Annotated in this window: 18 protein-coding genes; 5 read left to right on the plus strand and 13 right to left on the minus strand. The window is 73.3% G+C overall.

Features of this window, described 5'->3' with window-relative positions; translation table 11 throughout:
* Window positions 1-11: 11 nt before the first annotated feature.
* Window positions 12-1,211: a Gfo/Idh/MocA family protein gene (locus tag ACGGAQ_RS17290; RefSeq protein WP_393050107.1), complete on the plus strand. Its 1,200-nt coding sequence runs from the start codon at window positions 12-14 to the stop codon at window positions 1,209-1,211.
* 2 nt (window positions 1,212-1,213) lie between these two features.
* Here ACGGAQ_RS17290 and ACGGAQ_RS17295 read toward each other — a convergent pair whose 3' ends face one another.
* A complete protein-coding gene (locus tag ACGGAQ_RS17295) occupies window positions 1,214-1,804 on the minus strand; it encodes a TetR/AcrR family transcriptional regulator (protein ID WP_393050110.1) in 591 nt (196 codons plus the stop codon).
* 74 nt (window positions 1,805-1,878) lie between these two features.
* Here ACGGAQ_RS17295 and ACGGAQ_RS17300 point away from each other — a divergent pair, with 74 nt between their 5' ends.
* A complete protein-coding gene (locus tag ACGGAQ_RS17300; RefSeq protein ID WP_393050112.1) occupies window positions 1,879-2,418 on the plus strand; it encodes a GNAT family N-acetyltransferase in 540 nt (179 codons plus the stop codon).
* A 38-nt stretch (window positions 2,419-2,456) separates the two neighbouring features.
* The gene (locus ACGGAQ_RS17305; RefSeq protein ID WP_393050115.1) at window positions 2,457-2,792 is read left to right on the plus strand and encodes a hypothetical protein; all 336 of its coding nucleotides are present in this window, start codon (window positions 2,457-2,459) and stop codon (window positions 2,790-2,792) included.
* A gap of 69 nt (window positions 2,793-2,861) precedes the next feature.
* Here the strand turns inward: ACGGAQ_RS17305 and ACGGAQ_RS17310 are convergent, their stop codons facing one another.
* Window positions 2,862-3,641 carry a phosphotransferase gene (locus ACGGAQ_RS17310; RefSeq protein ID WP_393050118.1) on the minus strand — a complete coding sequence of 260 codons (780 nt, stop codon included), beginning with the start codon at window positions 3,639-3,641 and terminating at the stop codon, window positions 2,862-2,864.
* A gap of 358 nt (window positions 3,642-3,999) precedes the next feature.
* Between ACGGAQ_RS17310 and ACGGAQ_RS17315 the strand changes: the two genes are divergently transcribed.
* Together ACGGAQ_RS17315 and ACGGAQ_RS17320 are read left to right on the plus strand one after the other, a co-directional pair.
* Window positions 4,000-5,355, plus strand: coding sequence for a polysaccharide lyase family 1 protein (locus ACGGAQ_RS17315; RefSeq protein WP_393050120.1), 1,356 nt, complete (start codon window positions 4,000-4,002; stop codon window positions 5,353-5,355).
* 69 nt (window positions 5,356-5,424) lie between these two features.
* Window positions 5,425-6,147, plus strand: coding sequence for an HD domain-containing protein (locus ACGGAQ_RS17320; protein ID WP_393050123.1), 723 nt, complete (start codon window positions 5,425-5,427; stop codon window positions 6,145-6,147).
* A 27-nt stretch (window positions 6,148-6,174) separates the two neighbouring features.
* On the opposite strand, the gene ACGGAQ_RS17325 is transcribed toward ACGGAQ_RS17320, so the two are convergent.
* From ACGGAQ_RS17325 to ACGGAQ_RS17375, 11 genes are all read right to left on the minus strand, one after another.
* Window positions 6,175-6,981 (minus strand): BTAD domain-containing putative transcriptional regulator, encoded by an 807-nt coding sequence (locus ACGGAQ_RS17325; protein WP_393050126.1) that lies wholly within the window; start codon window positions 6,979-6,981, stop codon window positions 6,175-6,177.
* 138 nt (window positions 6,982-7,119) lie between these two features.
* Entirely contained in the window at window positions 7,120-8,247 is a 1,128-nt protein-coding gene (locus ACGGAQ_RS17330; RefSeq protein WP_393050128.1) for a hypothetical protein, read from the minus strand.
* A 13-nt stretch (window positions 8,248-8,260) separates the two neighbouring features.
* Complete coding sequence (locus ACGGAQ_RS17335; RefSeq protein WP_393050131.1) at window positions 8,261-10,603, minus strand: hypothetical protein; 2,343 nt, start codon at window positions 10,601-10,603, stop codon at window positions 8,261-8,263.
* 11 nt (window positions 10,604-10,614) lie between these two features.
* The gene (locus ACGGAQ_RS17340) at window positions 10,615-12,051 is read right to left on the minus strand and encodes a baseplate J/gp47 family protein (protein ID WP_393050134.1); all 1,437 of its coding nucleotides are present in this window, start codon (window positions 12,049-12,051) and stop codon (window positions 10,615-10,617) included.
* A complete protein-coding gene (locus ACGGAQ_RS17345; RefSeq protein ID WP_387179680.1) occupies window positions 12,044-12,547 on the minus strand; it encodes a hypothetical protein in 504 nt (167 codons plus the stop codon). Before ACGGAQ_RS17345 ends, ACGGAQ_RS17340 begins: the two co-directional genes overlap by 8 nt.
* Window position 12,548: 1 nt before the next feature.
* Complete coding sequence (locus tag ACGGAQ_RS17350; protein WP_387262213.1) at window positions 12,549-12,872, minus strand: hypothetical protein; 324 nt, start codon at window positions 12,870-12,872, stop codon at window positions 12,549-12,551.
* 10 nt (window positions 12,873-12,882) lie between these two features.
* Window positions 12,883-14,910, minus strand: coding sequence for a hypothetical protein (locus ACGGAQ_RS17355; protein WP_393050138.1), 2,028 nt, complete (start codon window positions 14,908-14,910; stop codon window positions 12,883-12,885).
* On the minus strand, window positions 14,907-15,557 hold the full coding sequence (locus ACGGAQ_RS17360; protein WP_393050140.1) for a hypothetical protein: 651 nt from the start codon (window positions 15,555-15,557) through the stop codon (window positions 14,907-14,909). The genes ACGGAQ_RS17355 and ACGGAQ_RS17360 overlap by 4 nt, the downstream gene beginning before the upstream one ends.
* Window positions 15,557-16,057 (minus strand): hypothetical protein, encoded by a 501-nt coding sequence (locus ACGGAQ_RS17365; RefSeq protein WP_053659787.1) that lies wholly within the window; start codon window positions 16,055-16,057, stop codon window positions 15,557-15,559. The genes ACGGAQ_RS17360 and ACGGAQ_RS17365 overlap by 1 nt, the downstream gene beginning before the upstream one ends.
* A gap of 2 nt (window positions 16,058-16,059) precedes the next feature.
* The gene (locus ACGGAQ_RS17370) at window positions 16,060-17,538 is read right to left on the minus strand and encodes a hypothetical protein (RefSeq protein WP_393050144.1); all 1,479 of its coding nucleotides are present in this window, start codon (window positions 17,536-17,538) and stop codon (window positions 16,060-16,062) included.
* Entirely contained in the window at window positions 17,535-20,777 is a 3,243-nt protein-coding gene (locus tag ACGGAQ_RS17375) for a hypothetical protein (protein WP_393050147.1), read from the minus strand. The genes ACGGAQ_RS17370 and ACGGAQ_RS17375 overlap by 4 nt, the downstream gene beginning before the upstream one ends.
* Window position 20,778 lies beyond the last annotated feature (1 nt).

Raw genomic sequence — 20,778 nt, forward strand, 5'->3', positions numbered from 1 at the left:
GCTGGTGTCGCGTGAACGGGTCGGCGCCGCCGCCGACGGTGGCGGTGATCGGGGCGAACGGGCACGGCCACTGGCACCGGCGGGTGATCGCGCCACTGCACGCCGGCGGCCGGTTGCGGCTGGTCGCCCTCGTCGACGTCCAACCGGTGCGCGACGAGCGGGAGGCGCCGGTGCCGCCCGGGGTCGAGGTGTTCACCGACCACCGGGCGATGCTCGCCGCCACCCGACCGGAGGTGGTGGTGATCTGCACCCCGCCGCACACGCACCTGCCGATCGCCCGCGACGCCCTCGCGGCCGGCGCGGACCTGCTGCTGGAGAAGCCGCCGGTGCTGTCGCTGGCCGAGCACGACGAGCTGACCGACGCGCTGACGACGACCGGCCGGGTGGCCCAGGTCGGTTTCCAGGCGCTCGGTTCGGCGGCGCTGACCGCGCTGACCGACGCCCTCGCTGCCGGCCGCCTCGGCACGGTCACCGGCATCGCGACAGTCGCGGCGTGGCAACGGCCGGACGCCTACTACGCCCGCTCCCCGTGGGCCGGCCGCCGGAGCGTGGACGGCCGACCCGTGCTGGACGGCGCGCTGGCCAACCCGCTCGCGCACGCGGTGATGCAGTGCCTCGCCGTCGCCGAGGCGCTCGGCGGGGCGCCACCGTGGCCGGTCGCCATCGAGGTGGAGCGCTACCGGGTGCGGCCGATCGAGGTGGAGGACACGGCGTTGCTGCGGGTGCGGTTCCGCGCCGGCCCACCGGTGCTGGCGGCGGTCACCCTGGCATCCGAGGAGTTCGTGGCGGGCGAGGTGGTGGTGACCGGCACGACGGGACAGGCCGTGCTGGAGTACCCGACGGACCGGTTGCGCCTGCCCGGTGACGTCGTGACCCGCCGCGTCCCCGGTCGACGGGGCCTGCTGGAGAACCTGCTCGCCCACCGCGCCGACCCGTTCGGAGTGCCGCTGATCGCCCCGCTGGCCCGTACCGCGCCGTTCACCGCCCTGCTGGACGCGTTGCGGGCCGCGCCCGAGCCCCAACTGCTCGGCGGGGACCTGGTCGACGTGGTGGGCGACGGAGACCAGCGGGTACGCCACCTGCGCGGCGTCACCGACGTGCTGCGCGCCGCGGCCGAACGCGGGGCGCTGCCGAGCGAGTGGGGCATGCCGTGGGCGGTGCCGGCGTACCACGCGGAGTTGGCGGCCCCACCGAAGGGCGAAACGCGGTGATCTCAGCAGCCCAGGCCGTAGGCCACTAGGGCCGCGTCGAGCATGCGTTCCTGCTGATCCGCCGGGTAGGCAGCGGGATCCGCGGCGGCGAGAGCCGCGACTCCCTCGGTCATGGCGATCAACCCCAGGGCGACCGCGCCGACCTGGTCGACCGGCCAGTCCGGGGCAGCCGCGGCGACCAGCCGCTCGACCCGTTGCCGCCAGGCTCGGTTGTTGCGGCGGTGCATGCCGATCAGCTCGGCGTCCGCCACCGCCGCAGCCAGGAAGCCCAACCAGACGATGCTCCAGTTGGTCGTCTCCAGATCGGTCGCCATGCCCTGGCGGAGGACCGCGCGCAGCGCCGCCCGCGGCGAGGTGGCCGCGGCTTCGAGTGCCTCAACCCGCTCCCGGGTGGTGTCGTGCAGCAGTTGCCGGGCGTGCAGCAGCAGCGCTCGACGATTCGGGAAGCGGTGCATGACCAGCCCAGTCGTGCAGCCGGCCGCCGCAGCTACCGCGCGCACCGTCAGCTTTTCCAGGCCCTGCTGCGCGAGCACGTCCCACACCGCGCGCGACAGCGCCTCGCCCTGGGCCGCTCGGTCTGCACGCAGTGACACGACTTTCACCTCTTCATGGTCGTCGTAACGAATGTTACCGTAACGCTTGTTACCGAGTCTTGGTGAGGAGCGGCATGACCTGGATCATCACGCAGCGTCCGTGGACCGACCCGGTGGGCGAGGCGTTGCGTGTGGCGCAGAAAGCCGAACTCGACCTGCGCTACGGTACCGACGACCATGAGCCCGGCACGCCGCCGACGGCCGAGAACATCGACCTGTTCCTGGTCGCGGTCGACGAAGCCACCGGCCAACCGCTCGGCTGCGCCGCGCTGCGCCGCCTCGACCCGGTCACCGTTGAGGTCAAGCGGATGTACGTGGTACCGGAGAGCCGCGGCTCGGGGGTGGCGACCGACTTGCTCCGAGGGCTGGAGGACGCCGCACAGGAGCGCGGTTGGACGACCATCCGGCTGGAGACCGGCACGGCCCAGCCGGACGCGATGCGCTTCTACGAGCGCGAGGGCTACCGCGAGATCCCGCTGTTCGGCGCGTATGTGGGCTCCGACAACTCGGTCTGCTACGAACGCGTCCTACCTGACGGAGCACCCGGGCCGCAGCCCACAACGCGGCTTCGATCACGCGGTAGCCGCCCCCTGCATCCACCGGCCCTGGCGTAGATCCCGAACGGCGGCGGCCGTGCGCTAGCGTCCGACTCATGGGATTCGTGGATCAGTTCCTGGCCGCCGCGGCCGCCCTGGCCAACCTGGCCATCGCCGCCCTGCTTCTGACCAGGAGTCGCGGCGGCACGGCGCCGCCCCGGATCTTCGGCCGCCCACAGCCGTTCCCTCGCCTGCGGGCCGCGATGCACATCTGCCTGGGGTTGGGGCCGCTGGGGGCAGGCTGGCTGGTCAAGGACGTCTTTCCTCCGCACTCCACGGGCGACGCGGTGCTGTTCAACGTGCTCCGGGTCCTGCTGCTGGCTGGCCTCGTCACAGCGCTGCTGGTCGCCTTCCGGCACGGACGCTCCACCCCTGGCAACACCGCGCGCTAGCGCACCGGCGGCGACACATCCGACACCGGCGGTTCGGCGGAAGCGCCCGAGCGGGCGTGCCAGTACCTCCTAAACGTTTCGGTACGCCGCCCATTTGCCATTCCAGGCCGCGAGGTCGTGCACCCACCCCTCGTCACTGCTCAGGGACCTTGTGGACCATTTCGAGGCGGCCAGCGCCGCGAAACTGTCGACGACGTCGCGGTCAGTCGCCGTCCACGAGGGAAACTGCCCGACCCACTCATCGGCCTGCCGCGGAGTGTGACCACCGCCGATGAGCCACTGAACGAGCAACGCAAGCTCGACCCAGGCCGCAGCCCTGGTCGCGAACGCCCAGTCGACGATCCGCAGACCTCGCCGCGTCATGATCAGATTGCTGGGGTTGAGATCAGAATGAACGAGCGCTCCGCCGGCCATTCCCGCGAGAGTGAACCCGCACCTGGTCGCCGGGTCGTACCACGTGCCGTCCGGAGCGGGAGACTCCTGAAGTTCCTTCAGGCACGCGGCGAGCACCTCAAGATCCGGGCTGCCCGGCGACAGATCGGGATGCGGGCCGTCGAGGTGCTCGGTCCCCACCACCAACCAGCCGTCGGACTCGATCTGCCACAGGACAGCCGGCGGCCACCCGTCGACGGCCTGGGTTGCCGCCACCTCGAAGCGCAGCGACTGGTAGCCGCCTCCGAGAGATGCGCAGGCCGCCTTGACGAAGACCGTCGCGTCGGGTCCGACGAGGGTCGAGGCGATCTCAGCGTGATCGCCGCTTGATGCGGGGATCACCTCGAAGACGCCGCCGACCCGGTCGGCGATCCGCGTCGTAATGGTTGCCGGCAGGGCGGCCCAGTCGGTGCGCATCACCGTCTCCTCTGCCTGCTAGGCGCTCACCCGGGTTGAGGCGGGTTCGGCGGGCAGCAGGACTCGGCCTCGTCGCTCCAGAATTCCATGTCGACGCGGTACCCGATGCCCTGCCACGCCGCCGTTGTGTAGGTCATCGCGGCGCCGTCCCGCATTGCCTCTGTCTGCGTGCAGGCTTCCGTGTACCTCGTCGGCGACGCGGGCTGAGGCTGTTGAGCGCCGTGCCGCTGCCGACCAGGCGCACGCCCGACAGCCACCACTGCAACATTCCTGCAAACAATAAATATTGACCGTGATAAAACGCGAACCTACCGTTCCTGGTGAATCCCGAACCGCCATCAGCGAATGGAAACAATCGATGCGTACGCCTCTTGTCGGCGCGCTCGCGCTCGCCGTCCTGGTCGGTGCCGCACCGGCCGCCGCCGCTGCACCCGCCGACCCGGCCGCCGCCGACCGGCTGTCCTGGTCGGCACTCCATGTCGGTCGACAGGCCCTGCCCGAGCGTGACGGCTGGGCGGCCGAGGGCACCGGCACCACCGGCGGTTCGGCTGCGACGCCCGAGCGGACCCGGGTGGTCCACGATCGAGCGGAACTGGTCGACGCCCTCGGCGGTGACAACGCCAGCAACGCCACCGACGCCACTCCGAAACTGATCTTCGTGGACGGTGCTGTCGACGGCTTCACCGGGCCCGAGGGCACGCCGCTGAGCTGTGCCGACCTGGCCGACCCGGCGTACCGGCTGGACGCCTACCTCGCCGCGTACGACCCGGCGGTCTGGGGTCGGGTGGCGCCGGCCGGGCCGCTGGAGGAGGCCCGGGTGCGCTCGGTGGCCAACCAGACCCGCCAGACCCAGATCACCGTCGGCCCCAACACCACGATCGTCGGCCTACGCGGCGCCCGACTGACCGGTCTCACCCTCATGATCGACCGGGCGTCCAACGTCATCGTGCGCAACCTGACCTTCGTCGACGCCCGGGACTGCTTCCCCGCGTGGTCGCCCACCGACGGCGACACCGGCAACTGGAACAGCCAGTACGACCAGATCTCGGTACGCCGCAGCGAGCACGTCTGGGTCGACCACAACACGTTCACCGACGGCGACAACCCGGACAGCGCCCAGCCCGTCTACTTCGGCCGGCCGTACCAGGTGCACGACGGATCGCTGGACGTCACGCACACCGCCAGTGGAGTCACCGCCTCCTGGAACCGCTTCACCGGACGGGACAAGTTGATGCTGATCGGCTCGTCCAACACCGTCGGCCCGGACGTAGGTCGGCTGAAGGTCACCCTGCACCACAACCTCTTCGACGGCGTCCTGCAGCGACTGCCGCGGGTGCGGTTCGGTCAGGTCGACGTCTACAACAACCTGTACCGGCTGGGCGGCGACGGCTTCCAGTACGCGCTGGGCGTCGGTGTGCAGTCGGCGATCTACGCGCAGAACAACTTCTTCTCCCTCGACGCGGGCGTCGACCCGGCCGACCTGCTCTACGACTGGGGCGGCACCGCGCTCACCGAGCGCGGCTCGTGGGTGCGCGAGGGCGGCGGGCCGGCCCGGCCGGTTGACCTGCTCGCGGCGTACAACGCGGCGCACGACCCCGACCTGGGCGCCGACGCCGGCTGGACACCGACCCTGCGCCGCGACCCGGTCCTGCCGACGCCGCTGCTCCCGCTCCTGGTGGGCCCGCTCGCCGGGGCCGATCGGCTGCCGCTGTGACGATTCGCCATGGTCGGGTCGGCGACGTACCGGGCCATCGATGTGGGGAAGATCGGCTATAAGTGACGCATGGACTTCCCGCCGCACCTGGACAGCATGCCGATGCACGCGATCACCGAGATCCACGGCGAACCGGGCCTGCTGGAGCGCTTCCGGCTGGAGGTCGAGCGCTTCGACGACGGCGAACGCGCCCGTATGAGGGGCGCGCTCGACCTCGCCGCCGAGCTGCACCGCGACGACCGGCGGGTCCGCGAGCCGTACCTCAACCACCTGCTGCGGGTCGCCATCCGGCTCATGCACCACTACCAGGTCCGCGACGTCGACGTGATCGTCGCGGGTCTGCTGCACGACGCGGTGGAGGACCACCCGGCCGAGCTGGCCGAGGGCGGCGGCGACCCGACCGCCGCGGCGCTGGCCACGCTCGCCGCGCGGTTCGGGCCGCGGGTGGCCACCCTGGTCGCCGCGGTCACCAACCCGATGTACGACCCGCAGCGCGACCGCAACGAGCAGTACCGGGAGCACCTGGCGGTCAGCCTGGACCGGGAACCCTGGGCGCGGGTGATCAAGGTGTCGGACTTCACCGACAACGGCGTCGGGGTGATCCACACCGTCGGGCCGAAGGTCGTCTCGTCGGCCCGCAAGTACCGGCCGCTGGTGCCGCTCTTTCGGGATCTCATCGGTCGTCCGGACACCCCGCTGTCCCCGGCGGTGAAGGCCCACATCTTCGGCCAGCTCGACCTTGCCGAGGAACGGTTCAGCGCCATCCTCGACCGGCCGGCCCACTCACGCTGAGCTGAGCCGGGACGCGCGCCCCACGGGTCACGCCTGCGCACCGTCGCCGAGACCCGACGCGGGCACGAACCTGTCCCGGTGCAGGCCGTCGCGCACCAGGTGCTCCAGCCAGGAGGTCGGGGCGACACCCAACTCCCGGCCCAGGTCGGCGCGGAACAGCTCCAGCCGGCGTACCGCCTCGTTGATGTTGCGTTCGGCCAGGTGCACGGCGATCAGCACGCGGGTGGCGCTCTCCCGCAACGGTTCCAACTGCACGGCGGTCAACGCCACCTGCACCGCCTCGCTGAAGCGTCCCTGCGTGGTGAGCCGTTCGGCGAGCGCCTCCAGCGCGTACAGCTGGGTCTGGCGCAGCCGCTCCCGCTCGGTCAGCACCCAGTCGTCGTACCAGCCGGGCAGCAGCTCGCCCGTCGCCAGCGCCGGCACCCCCGCGCCGACACCCGCCGGCACCCCGCCGGCCAGCAGCGCCGCGGACGCCGCGCCCAGCGTGGCGACATCGCTTGTCACACCGGCGGCCAGGGCCAGCCGGTCGTCCTCCTCGACCAAGGGCTCGGGGGTGACCCGGTGCAGCCGCCAGAGCATGGTGCGCAGGTTGGCGCGGGCCCGCTCCTCGTGCGAGCCGGGCCAGAGGGTGCCGGCCGCCTCCCAACGGGCGCACCGCTGGCGTACGCCGAGGTAGGCGAGCAGCCGGCGTGCGCCCTGCGGCACCACGACGGACCGGCCGTCGCGTTCCAGCCCGAAGCCGCCGAGCAGACGCAACGTGTACCGGGTTGGTCGCGCCACACCGGCCTCCTGCGCCCCGGGGCGGAGGTCCTGCGTCACCTCGTGAGCTGCCATCCCTGCGCCCTTCGCACCCGATCACCGGTGTGGGAGTTCCACGTTCGGGTGTGGACGGTCGGCACGCCAGCGCAGTGTCGTCACACCGACCCGGCGAACGGCGGGGATCAGCCGTTCGCCGGAGCGACGGCCGGCCGTTCAGCGCAGCTTGCTCAGCGTCCGGGCGTAGCCGGTCCACTCGGCGGCGTCGCCGACGTCGGCGCGTACCCCCGCCTCCTTCATGATGCCGACGACCCGCTCGGTCGGCGTCTCGGCAAGCTTGCCCAGCGTGCTGATCCCGGCGCGGGTCAGCGCCGCGCGGGCCTTGGTGGGCACCCCTGCGAGCATGGCGATGTCGGCGTCGGCGACGTTCTCCAGTTCCGCATCGATACCGAGCGCGGCGGAGACCGCCGACTGGGCGCCCGCCGTGGTCCGGACGATGGCCGCCTCCCGTTCGCTGACCTCGGCGACCATCGCGTCCACACTCGGGTAGCTGCTGTCCGCCGGCAGCACCTTGAGCACGTCGCGGATCGTCCGGCCGTCGGCCACCTCGTCCTCACCGAAGGTACGGATGAACTCCACCACCTTCACCTCGCGCGGGAAGCGCTGCCGGACGTCGGCGTTCTCGACGGCGTACCGGTCGAGGTAGGCGGCGCCCCGGACCTTCGGGCCGGCGACCACGTCCACGCCGAGGGTCTCGACGGCGGGCAGCACGATCGTGCCGGCCTTGGTCTGCCAGATGCTGACCTTCTTGTCCATGAACATCGTGGTGCCCATGTACCGGCCGAAGTCGAGCGTGCCGATGTAGTTGGGGATCTGCTCGAGCTGGTACGGGCCGGGGCTGACCTTCGTCTCGTGCACCGTGGAGTGCAGCCGGTTGATCTCGGCGCGGATCTCGTCGAGCAGCCGCCGCAGGCTCACCCGCATCGCGGCCATGCAGGTGAACGCCTTGGCCAGGTCGGTGCCGAGGTGGTCCAGGTCGTGCTCGATGCGGTGGAACCGCTCGTTGAAGCCCTGCTCGCCGGGTGTCTGCCCGGCCTGCACGACGTCCTCGCCGTCGACCCAGTCGGTGTGGGCGAAGGTACGGGCGAACGGTGGTGGCGCGCAGCCCGGCTCCACCGCCGGGAACGGCTCCGCGTAGCTGAACACCCGCTTCGCGGTGCCCACGTTCTCGTAGATCCAGGAGGAGACCAGCACGCTGGCGTCCGAGGCCGGGATGCCGTGCTTGGTGAACGCCTCGTACAGCTCGGTGACGGTCACCCCGTCGTAGTTGATCTCGCTCGCCATGATGGTGTCCCTCTCAGAGCTGGTCGTACACGCCGCGGTGCCGGCGCTGCTGGAAGGTGCGGAAGGTGCGGGCCACCGCCGGGCGCAGCGGCTCGGCGTCGCCGTCGGCGTCGAGGTCGACGTGGTCACGCCGGATACCGAAGGTGTTGATCTCCACACCGAGCGGGCAGACCCGCGTCAGCGTGTTCATCAGCCGCTCGTACTGGGCCAGGGTCAACGCCACCCCGTCGGGCAGCTCCATCCGGAACTCGTACGGGTCGGTCAGCCCGGTCCGTACGTAGGAGAGCGCCACCACGGCGACCAGCCCGGCGTGGGTGGGGCGCAGCGTGGTCCGCGCGCCGACCGCCTTGATGTCCGCGGTGCCGCCGCCGAGCCCCACGGTGTACCAGCGGAAGCCGGTGGCCCGCCGCTCGGCCAGGTTGAGCCCGGCCTGGGGCAGCCCGATCACGCTGCACACCAGCAGCACCCGGTTGCCGGTGTCGACGAGCGGCAGCGCGGCGGCGAGATGCTGGTCGCGGAGCAGGCCGACCAGTCGGGCCAGCCGGTCGGCGGCGGCCGGCTGACCGGCGATCAGCGCGGACGCCAGCGCCGCCGGCAGCTCGATGGTCTCCACGAGCTCGTCGGGGAGCCGGTTCAGCGCGGCCACCACGGGTGCCGGGTCGCGTACCGCGGGCAGGCCGGCGGCGGCCAGGACCGCATCGACGGGCTGTCCGGCCGGCCGGGTCGGTACGCCCGCCCACCGGGTCCGGGCCGCCGCGTCGGTCATCGGCGTCCACGCCCGCTCCCCCGCGCCCGTCCATGCCGTCGCGGCGGCGGCCAGGCCGGCCAGCAGCAGCGCGTTGCCACCCGGGTCGCCGGGCGCGTGGAACTGCGCCTCGACGGCCACGTCGGCGCCGACCGTGGCGGCCGTCGGCGCGGTCACCGCCAGCCCACGGGTGGGCAGGTGGGACAGGTACATCCTGGTGGTGCTGATCCGGTGCGTGGTCTGCACCCCGCACACGCGCCACAGCCAGGCCACCTCGCCGTCGGCGGCCACCGTGGGCACACCGGCGGCGCGGGCGGCGGCGATCAGGGCCTCGGCGGTCCGGTCAGCGGTGACGGCGCGGCCGGTGTCCAGCACCCGGTTGCGCAGGTCGGTGGCCTGCGCGGGGGTCGGCCAGGCTACGTCCACACCGAGACCCAGCTCGTAGCGGCTGCCACCGGCGTCGTCCTGGGCCCGGGTCACCTGCCACACCAGGGTCGAGCCGAGTGCCCGGCAGACGCGCCCGGCGCGGTCCAGCGCGGTGGCCAGCGGCGGCGCGATGGCGTGCGCGCTGTCGAAGGCGTACGACTGCCGCAGGCTGGCGCGCAGCGCCGTGACCTCGGCCAGCCGGCCGGACGGCAGCGCCCGAGCGGCGTGCGTGGTGTTGTTCGGCGGGGTGTTGGCGGGCAGCACCAGGCGGTCGCGGCGCAGTTGGGCGAGGAAGTTGGTGCGGTGCTGCGGGTCACCGGCGGCGACCAGCCGGATCGCCACCGCGAACCGGTCGTCCTCCTCGCGCAGCGTGAACCGGGCGCCGCCGGGCAGGTCGGCGAAAAGCCCCGCGTTCGGGTCGGTGTCCGCGCCGGGTCCGTTGAGCAGCCGGCGTATCGCGCCCGGGGTGGGCAGCAGGAACCGCCGGTAGAGCCCCAACCGGTGGGCGTACGCGGCGTCCGGCTCGCGGGCCGGCGGTGCCAGCCGGCGGGCGTAGACGTCGCCGCTGGCCGGCTCGTGCACCAACTCGTCGACGAACCGGGCCACCCCAACGTCCGCGCCGATCCGGTCCAGCGCGTCACGTCGGGCGTGCGCGAGGGTCCGATAGGCGTGCACCTCCCGCGCCGTGCGGCGCAGCCGGTGCTTCTCGTACGACACCAGGTAGAGCAGCCGGCCCAGGTTGCCCTCGACGACGGCCAGCTCGACCAGGGCGGTGAGCGCCGCACCGGTGACCGCCGTGGCGGCCGCCCCGTCGACGGCCCGCTCGGCCGTCACGGCGACCGCGAACGGCGCTACCAGCGGCTCGTCGGCGGTGTCCGGCGCGTACGCCGGCACCGACGCTCCCGCGGCGGACCAGGGCGCGAAGACCACCGGCGGGAGCACCCGCTCGCCCCCGCCGGGGTTGACGGTGACGCTCACCCGGACGGTCTCCTCGACCAGGTCGCGACGCAGCACGACGGTGAGCAGGGGGTGCCGGCTGGTCCAGTCCACCGCGGCGGCGCCGGTGGTGGCCAGCGGCACGACGACCCGGCGGACAGTCCCCGGGTAGGGGCCCTCCAACTGGTCGACGAGGTTGCGTTCGACGGACGGGTCGGCGCCGTCCACCGGCACCCGGATGTCGGTCATCGCGCCCCCGCTCAGACGATCCGGAACGGCCGGGGATCGTCCCGGTCGACGTAGACGGGCACCTGGTTGGCGGCGAGCACCGCGTTGTCGCCGACCGGCAGCCGCTGCACCCCGTCGCCGGTGGGCGCGCTGCCGGTCACCACCACCGCCGAGTCGGCCGGGAAGCGCACGAGGCGCAGCCCGCGTACGTCGGCGACGCCCGGCTCGTTCATCAGCGTCCAGATCACCTCGGCGGCCCGGACCGGCTCACCGAAGGGCAGCTCGTCGACGTAGCGGCGCAGCCGCGCGTGCAGTCGGGCGCGCAGCTCGGTGGCCGCGGTGGACGCGTTCACCGTCTCCTTCGAACCGGTGGGCAGCGGCAGGCCACGGATCACCAGGTCCGCCTCGACGCCGATGCCGACCTCGTCGGCCCGGTCCACCGAGGCGAAGATGCCCACCGGGCGCAGGTCCTCGATGACCGACTCGACGGCGGCGTGCAGCCCGTCCGGCCCGTCCCAGATGGCGGCGGCGGTCGGCGCGACGAGCACCGTGACGTAGTACGGGTTGCCCAGGTCGCGTTCGGTGCTGAAGACCCGCTCGATGAAGTTGAAGTTGCCGAAGATGGACTGGTTGAGGTCCAGTCCGCCCCGGCCGTCGAAGACCTGCACCTGACGGACGCCGGGCACGGTGGCCACGGCCAGGCCGATCGCCTCGGCCGTCCAGATCGAGCGCGGCGCGGCCAGCAGCAGTTGGCGGTAGCGGGCGTCGGAGACCTGCTGTTCACCCCCGGTCAGCGCGACGGTGTGGGTGATCTCGACCAGCTCCTTGCCGGCGGCCTGCTCGGCGTCGTCGAGGTCGGCCAGCAGGGTGTCGGCGCGGTTCCACCGGTCGATCTTCTGGTTGGGCTGCGTCGGGTCGAGGTTGTGCGCCGGGCCGGGATAGAAGGCGGCCACGGCCGGTTCGCGCTCGCCGACGGCGGCGGAGAGCACCACCGTCTCGTCCAGGGCCACGTGGTGCCCGCCGGCTGTGGACAGCCGGGCGCCCCGGGGCAGCGTGAGCGGGGTGTGGCCGGTGGGCGGCGCCGCCTTCAGCTTCAGTTTCACCGTGCCCCGCGCCGGCAGGTACGGCCGGGCGATGCCGAGTTCCTCGCCGAGGCGGGTCAGCGCGTCGGCGGTCGCCGACACGACGAAGGAGTTGTCGTAGACCGCGCCGAGCGCCGCCCACAGTCGGGCGTCCTCCAGGGCGGCCAGTTCGAGGACCTTGCGCAGCACCGCGCCGCTGGTCAGGTCGACGTCCTCGCCGAAGAGCAGTCGGGCGGTGGCCAGTTTCTCGGCGAGCAGGCGGGCGAAGGACTTGGGCACGAAGCCGGTCTCGACGATGCCGAAGCCGGTCGAGCCGGTGGCCCGTAGCGCGGCGGCGTCGACGGCGAGGACGTCGGCCAGCTCGGCCGGGAGGGTCGGGTCAGACACTGGGCAGCTCCCCGAGGCGCACCGAGAGCCGGTCGTCGGTGATGGTTTCGAACTGGACCTGCACCTGCAGGGTGCGCGACGAGCGCAGGGCGGCCGCCGCCGCGTCGTCGGCACTTCCCGCGCCGAGTCGGCCGTCGTCGAGGTTCACGTCGACGATCTTGCGGACCCGGGGATCGCGGTCGAGCAGCGTGATGATGCCGATGCGGACCTGCTCGCGAATGAGGTTCGGCTCGATCTGCTCGGCGAGGGCGTTGAGCCCGTCGAAGCCGAAGGTGGCGTCGAAGACGTTCGAGCCGCGCAACGTGGTCAGCGCCACCGCGAGGCTCTGCGCCACGTTGCCGGTGCCCTCGACGAGGGCCAGGGCCCGGCCGTTCGGGCCGTCGTCGAAGACGATGTCCCGGGCCAGGTCCACCCCGGGCATGGTGGGTTCGAAGGCGAGGCCCCAGCCGAGGTAGCGGCGCTGGGCGGCCTGCCGTTCGCGCTCGGTGCGGTCCATCTCAGACCGCCTTCAGTTTGCTCTGTCCGGCGGTGGCCGCGAGGCCGGAGGTGCTCCCGTTGGTGGCGCCGCTGAGGGTGTCCAGCGCTACCCCGGCGCCCCCGACGTGCAGCTTCTGCGCGGCCCCGGACGCCGACACGACGTTCTTGCACTGCACGGTGGAGCTGCTGTCGGTGATCCCGCACCCGCTCACCGACTTGCCGGTGATGCCGTCCGGGCGAACGACCGGGGCGCCGGCCACCGTCAGCTTCGCCTGCCCGGCCGGGGTGACCGTGCCCTGGCTGGGGCAGTGCACGTTGCTCGACGTGGTAAGCACGAATGCCATGTCGCTCTCCTCAGTGGACGTTCATCGCGTTGTCGACCTGGACGTCGACGTCGTCGGCGGCGATGCTCACCGTGCCGCCGCTGATGTTCACCGCGCCGTTGCCGGCGTCCAGGTCGATCCGGGTGGCGGTGATGGTGATCGAGCCGTCCTGCTTCATGACGATCGACGAGCCGCCGGCGGCGTGCTCGATGGTGATGCTGTCGGCCTCGTCGGCACGGGCCGGGCGCTGACCCCGACCGCGTAACTGGTCCCGGCCCACCCGCACGGTCAGCTCGCCCAGCTCGATGACGCGGTTGCCGTCGCCGTCGGTGAGGTCGTGCGTGACCTTGCCGTCGTGGTCGGCGGGCACCACCGTGTCGCCGATCGACGAGCGGCTGTTCGTGGCCACCCCGACCGGCAGCGACAGCCACCAGTCCCCCGGCTGCGACACCGGGGCGTGCCCGGTGGGCCAGAGCGCGCCCACCTCGACCGGGTCGTCGGGGGCGCCGTTGCGGTAGGCCAGCGCCACCCGGGTGCCCGGATAGCGGGGCAGGATGAGCCCGCAACCACCCCAGGCGAACGGGGTCAGGTAGGCCACCCCGGGCAGCGGCGCGGGCTGTTCCCGGCGTACCGGCAGACGGCGGGCGGCGTTGGGTCGGCCGTCCGGGCGGACCAGGCCCTCCCACACCGTCTCGGTCTGCGCGGGCGGCTCGACCGCGCCGCTGGCGTTGGTGGCGGCGGCGCGTACCTCGCCGATCTCCAGGCCGCGCGTCTCGCCCCGGGCGGCACGGGCCGCGCGGCGCACCGCCTCGGCGGCGGCCACCCCGGGCGACGACGCCGGACCGGCCGGCTCGGCGGCGGCCACACCGGACGCGTCGCTCCAGGTGTCCCACGCCTGGGCGCCCGAGGTGACCTCGACGCCCTGCACCACCGTGACGAACCCGGCGGTACGCGACAGGGTGTGCCGGGCGGCGCTGAGGTAGAGCAGTTTCGCCCCCGCGCCCAACTCCCCGGTCGACGGGGCGAACGGGGCGGCGAACGAGCCGAGCAGCGCCGCGCCGACACTGCCCAGGGTGGTGGCCTCGTCGGTCGCCGGCGGGTCGAAGCGCACCAGGTCGCCGGGCTTCAGGTCGGGGCGGCCCTTGAGGGTCAGCGTCCACGCCCTGCGCCGCGGTGCGGCCGTGCCGCCGGCCTCGGTGGCCGCGTACGGGTCGGTGTCCTGGGTGCCGTTCTCGGTGCACTCCAGCAGACCGGTGGCGAGGGTCAGCGGCTTGGGCTCCCCCTCCGGGTACGGAATCGGCCGCTTCCCGACGTGCACGGTGCCGTCGCGGATCAGCAGCATCCCCCGCCCGTACGCGTTGAGCGACTGCTGCAACGCGCCGCCGATGCGTTCCAGGGCGGCGCGGTAGAGCAGCCCCGCCCCGAAGGCGACCCGCTCGTCGCCGGCCGCCTCGGTGGCGCCCCGGGTCATCGTGCCGTCGGGGTTGGCGCCCCATCCGGTCACGTCGACCCGGGTCCGGTCGCCGATGGCTTGGATCGCGGCGCTGAAGGTGGCGGCCTCGAACCGTTCGGCGACGCGCTGCCCGAGCCGGGCGTACGCCTGCTCGACGAGGGTCAGCTCGGTGTCGTACGTCCGCTCGCCGGTGAGCCGGCGCACCTTCGTCACCCGCAGCACGGCGACCAGCGCCTGGGTCAGCTCGGCCGGGGTCGGGCCGGCGTTGACGCCGACCAGGTTGGTGAAGAACGCGCCGACGGAGGTGTTGGCGTCGCGCCAGTACAGGTGCAGTTTCGCCACCAGCGGCGGCTGCCCCTCGGCGGTACGCAGCGCGGCGAAGTGCTCGTCGATCAGGCCCTGCACGGTGATCGTGTACGCGCCGGGGCCCAGCCCTTCCGGCAGCGCGGCGTCGATGGCCGCGTAGTAGTCGGCGCTGGACAGGGTGAGCGCGACGTCGGGGCTGAGCCCGGTCGGGGTCTCCCGGTGGAACGTCAGGGTCCAGCCGGCGTCGTTGCCGACCGCGCCCTGGCGTACCTGGCCGGTCTGGAACGGCGTGAGCGTCACCGCAGCACCCTCCGCATCTTCTTGTCGAGCAGGTAGCGGTAGCGCAGCCTGCCGGGGCCCAGCTCGGATTCGACGCGCTGCGCGGGTGGGCGGCGACGCCAGACGAACTCGTTGATGGGCGGCGGCCCGAAGGTGTCGACCGCGCGGTCGGCGGGCCGCCACGCCACCGTGAGGGTGGAGCCGTAGTCGCCGGAGCCGCGTACCGTCCCGGCGTGCAGCAGCCAGGCGAGCACCACCACCTCGACGGCGACCGGGGTGGTCCCGGCGGGGTCGACGGGTGTGCCGGCGTCGGGGCAGACCCGCCGCAGGCCGGCGGCGAGCGGCACCGAGCCGAGGATCCGGGTGCCCTGGCGGACGACCAGGCGCAGCGGCACCCGACCGACCAGGGCCGGCGCCCGGGGTGTGACGGGCGGCGCGGGTCGGGGCGTCAGGTCGTCGGCGGAGCTGCTCACCACGGCGAGGGGGTCGGTGTTCAGCCACTGCCGGGCCAGCCCGGTGGGCAGGATCAGCACCGCGTGCACGCCGGCGCCCAGCTCGACGCGGTGCGGCAGGCCGGCGGTGAGGCTCTGCCGGACCTCGGTGAACCCGGGGGGCACCTCGATGGGCGTCTCCGGCAGCAGGTAGCGGTCGATCGGGAACGGTGGCATCAGTTGCCCAACCCGTCGGCGAGCGCGCCGACTCCGATGCTGGCCACGTCGAGCAGCTTGCCGAGCAGGCTGGGACGGGGCACGTGGACGAGGGTGATGGTGGTGTCCAGGACGTCGCGGCGGGCGGCCGAGGCGTTGAAGGTCAGTGACTGCACCTGCATGTCGGTGCGGATGGTCATCGAGGTGACGAGGATGAGCCCGCCGAACTTCCCCCCGGAGTACGCCGCGAGGGCGGTGCCCCGCTTGCTCGCCTCGGCCATCGTCTCCAGGGCGAACTTCCAGGCATAGCGTTCCGCGCCGACGAGCACCCCGGTCAGGGTGATGGTGTCGTCGTGGGTGGCCACGATGGCCTTGTGCGCGGTGGAACCGATCGGCGGCAGGTGGTAGGTCTGGGCGAGAGAGATGGCGGTGACCGCCCAGAGCGGGATCGGCAGCACCCCGTCGCTGATGATCGCCGACGGGACTGTGCCGTAGCGCATGAAGCTGCTGGTGATGGCCATGCTCAACGCCCTCCGACGCGTGGCAGCGGCACCGGCGTACCGGTGGGTTCGACGGCCAGACCCAGGTCGCGCAGCGCCTGGGTGATCTCGCGGACCTCGCCCGCGGCGCTGGTGACCCGCAGCCGCAGCCGGCGTTCCTCGAGCGCCGCGCTGATCCGCGCGGGTCGGGTGGACGCGGAGCCGCGCCGGTTGATCCGGTCGATCTCGGCGGCGGCGTCCTCCATCCGGGAGATCGCGTCGAGGATGCGCGGGTCGGGGGTGAAGCCGGGGTCGTCGCGTTGCAGCCGCGCGATGGCGTCGCGGAAGTCGGCGGCGTCGCGGCGCAGGTTGGTGACCAGGTTGTCGGTGAGCGCGCTGACCCCGGCGACGCTGCTCGCCCGGTGCGACTTGTCGTCGACGAGCCACACCCAGCCGTCGTGGCCGATGCCGACGAGGTCGGTGCCGGCGACCTTGACGTTGGCGTCCGGTCCCTTGAGGAACAGCTCGATGCTGCTCAGGGAGAACGCGGCGGTGTACTCACCGAGGACACCCCGGCCGTAGGTGACCATGTCGTGGCGCAGGTAGGCGCGAAAGCCCGGGCCGTCGTCGGCGCGTCCGCCCCCGTCGCGGAAGCGCCGCCACAGGGTGGCCAGGGCCTCCGGGTTGTGCACGGCGAGTTGTTGGGTGAGCCAGACGTCGCCGCCGGCCACCACGGCTCGCAGCTCCGGATCACCGATGCGGGCCAGAGCGTCGGCGAGGCGGGCGTCGCTCATCTGCAGACCGCGCGAGCGGGCCCGGCCGAGGTCGTCGACGGCGGTGCGCAGCCGGGCCAGCTCGTCGGGCGTGAGCCGGCCGCCGAGGCGGGCTTGGAGGTCGGCGACGGCGGCCCGCTTGCCACCCTCGCTCTCGGCGGCCACCGCGCGCCACAGCGCGGCCGGTTCCAGCTCGGCGGCGCGGCGCAGCGCCGCCTGCCGGTCCGCCGGCATGGCCCGGAACGCGTCACCGACGATCGCGGCCGGCTCGGCGTGCCGGCCGGCCGCGCCGCCGCCGCCGTCGAACTCGCGCAGCAGCGAGTCGGCGTACGCGCCAGCGTCGTCGGCCAACCGCAGCGGCGCGTCGCCGACGATGCCCTCGCGAGGTCGGCTCAGCTCGCGCATCTCGGTGCTGAGCTGGTCGAAGTACTCCCCGAGGGTCGCCACCCGCACCCCCTCGGGCAGGGTGCCACCCTCCAGCACGTGATCGAGGATGGCGGCGATGTTGTCCCGCAGGACGGCGATGCGTTCCAGCCGGTTGAGCGCGTTGCCCAGGTGCAGGTCGCCGACGTCGTCGACGATGCGGCGGATGAGGTGCTCCAGCAGCCGCCGCGACCGCACCTCGCCGGCCTCGCTGTGTTCGGCGATGGTCCGCATGAACCGGCGCAGCCGGGGGTTCGCGTCGGCGGCGGCGTGCACGGCGGCGGCGTCGAGGAACCGGCCGGCGCGGAACCGGCGGGGCCCGGTCACGGCCGCACCACCGGCACGCGCGGGCCGGACGCGGCGGCGTGCTGCGAGTCGAGCACCATGAGGATGAATCGGGCGCCCTCCGGGCCGCCGACCGCGCCGCTGAGCATCGCCTCGCGCTCCACGTACGCGAGGATCGGCTCCATCAGCTTCTGCACGACCCGTTCCAGCACCTCGTTGAGCAGGATCTCGGTGAGGAACGCCTGGAGCAGGTCGCGGGAGGCCGCTTCGACGATCTGTCGGGTGACCCGGCGTACGACGTACCCCCGGGCGGCGCGCAGCCCCGCGCGGACGCCGAACCGCAGGGCGACCCGGCCGCCGCGCACGGCCGCGCCGCCGATGGTGCCGGCCTCCGGGATCAGCGACATCGCCAACCCGAGGTACGCGGCGAACAGCTCGACCTCCACCTCGGTGCGGGTGAGCACCAGCTCCGGGTCGAGCATCGAGGAGTAGAGGCGGGCCCGCTGGTGGGCGTGCGCCACGTCGACGGCGGCGACGGCCACCCCGACCACGAAGCCCAGCGGTGGGCAGAGAATGGACAGCGCGATGATCCCCACCATGATCGCGAATGCGCTCAGCGCCTCCCGGCCCAGCTCGGTGTGGAACAGGCTGTCGACGCCGGTGGCGTAGTAGAGGTTGCCGCCGAAGAACTCACCGATCTGCTGGTGCGTGACCAGGTGGATGCCCTGCAACGCGAAGCTCGACCCGGCGATGGTGGCCGACGGGATGTGCTCGCTGATCCGGCTGGACCGGAAGGCGAACCGCGCGTCGGTGCGGGCGCGGCCCAGCATCTCGGTGTTGTTGCGCCGCATGTCCTGCAGCACCCGCCACAACTCGTCGCGGATCGCCGACCGGTTGCCGGCGAAGCGGGCCAGCACGTCGGGCAGGTCGGTGATCTGCTTGACCAGCGGGTCGACGCCCTCGGCCTCACCGCGTTGGATGACCAGCGCCTGTTCGATCTCGGCGAGGGTCCACAGCACCGCGTGCGAGTCGCGGATGCGCGTGACGCCGTCGCGTTCGACGATCTCGCCGGCCGCGCCGGGGCTGGTCAGGGCGGCCTCGGTGGCGAGGAACGCGGTGGAGATGGCGCGGGCTGCGCCGTACCAGGCGGTGGACGGGTTGGCCATGCTCACCGTGGCGAGGACGCCGCCGCCGGCGTCGGTGTGCTCGGCCGTCCACCGCGCCGCCTCGTGCCGGCGCAGCCGCTCGCGCAGGCCCTGCAGTTCGGCGTAGTCGGTGAGCTGGGAGACGATCAACCGCTCGAAGATCGGCGCGTACCTGTCGAAGTGGGCGATCCGCGCGTTGATGCCGGTCTGCGAGCTGAGCAGCAGTTGCACCAGCATGGCCTGGCTGCCGACGATGAACAGCTGCCCCACCGCGGCCTTGACGGCCGGGCTGAGCGCCTGGACGAAGTGCAGGTTCCAGGAGGCGGACGTGTCGATCCAGCCGCCCTGGACGTGGGCGAAGTGCTCGGGCTGGCTGTAACGGCGCATGACCAGTTGGGCGAGGTGGTCCAGGCGGGGCACCACCCCGGCCAGGTGGCGCAGGAACTGCACGGCGGGCGAGGCGACCGGCCGGAAGTCCAGCGGGCCGAGCCCTCCGGTGCCCTCGGGGACGGGTCGGGTGAACGCCTCGCGTTCGGCGGAGCCGACGAGCAGGCTGATCGCCGCGGCCCGGCCGCGCAGCACGGCGGCGGCCTGGAGGCAGAAGTTCGCCGGATAGCGGCACGGCTCACCCATCTGCAGCCGGAACGCGATGTCGTCCATCAGTCGACGCAGCTCGTCGCCGTCCGGCCCGAGGGCGGCCAGCTCCGGTTCGCCGTTGAACGGCGCGCAGGCGGGCATCGTCGAGTGCCCGGCGCCGACGACGGGGAACCGGCTGCCCTCGGCGCCGGCCGGCGCGCTCGGGCTGCTCGGGTCGAAGACGAACCCGCCCCGCCGGCCGCCGCCACTGCCGTCCCCGGTGCCTCCGGTGCCGCCGCCCGGGCCGGTGCCCGTGCCGCTGGCGCCGCCCGACCCACTGCCGGACCCGGTGCCCGCGCCGGTGCCCGTGCCCGTGCCGGTGCCGGTGCCGGTGCCGGTGCCGGTGCCGGTGCCGGTGCCGGTGCCGGTGCCGGTGCCCGTGCCGCCGCCGCCGGGTGGCGCGTTCGGGTCCGGCGGGGCCGCCGGGTGCTGCTCGATGGTGATCGGCAGCAGGTTGGCCGTGCCGGTCCAGTGCAGGGTGGCGTCGGTCTCCTCGGTGCCGACCAGCAGCAGGGACACCCCGCCGATGCTGACCACCACCAGGCACGTCGGCGTCGCCCCGCCCACCGAGGCGAGGATCGCGTCGACCCGCCGGGTCACCTCCGCGTCGACGGCCCGCTCGATCTGCGCCTGGTACTCCTGGGCGCTGGTGGTCTCGCCGCGTGGCGAGGCGGTCCGCAGCCGCTGCCGGATGTCGGCGCTCAGCTCCTCGTCCACCATGGCCACCAGGGCGGACCGGTCGGCGACCGGCCGCCGCTGCACCGTCCCGGGTTGCGGGCTGGGCACCCGCGCCTCCACCTCGAAGTGCGGCTGCGGGGTGGCCCGGAACACCGTCTCGCCGAAGCGCTCGAAGGTCAGGACCGACAGTGGCGTGGTGGTCACCATGATCGCCCAGACCGGACGGCTGTCGGGGCCGACCACCCGCGCGATGATCCCCTGTGGTGCGCCGGAGGGCAGGCCACCGTGCTGGCGTACCGCCTCGCGGGCCAGCTCGGCGAAGTGATCGGCCAGGTAGGTGGCTGGTCGCAATAGCCACTGGTAGGTCACCGGAGGCGGCTCGTCTCCGTCCACCGGCACCTCGGCGGCGTCCCCGCCGTCGTCGTAGGACGGCACCCGGTAGACCGCGAGGAGGTGGCGCATCCGCTGCGGGTCGAACAGTTCGGTCGCCGGTTCGCTCAGCGGCAGGGCCACCCCGGGCGGCAGCCCCGGGTCCAGCCGCGCCGCGGCGACCACCTCGTCGATGCGCCGGCGCAGCCGGGCCTCGAAGGCCCGCCGGTCGTCCGGGGACACCCGCTCGGCGGCCGCGCCGGTCCACCGGACGTCCGGCGCCGCGGCGCGTACCTCCAGATAGCCGCCGCGCGGCGAGACCACCTCCTGCCGGGAGCGTTCCAGGGCGCGGGCCAGGGCCGCGGCGAGCGCGTCGGTCACGGCCTCCGGCCGCTCGGTCACCGACCGGGCGTCCAGCCGGATCCGCACCGGCACGTGCACCGAGATGGCCACC

The organism is Micromonospora sp. NPDC047557 (genome assembly GCF_043205095.1).
Taxonomy (GTDB): domain Bacteria; phylum Actinomycetota; class Actinomycetes; order Mycobacteriales; family Micromonosporaceae; genus Micromonospora.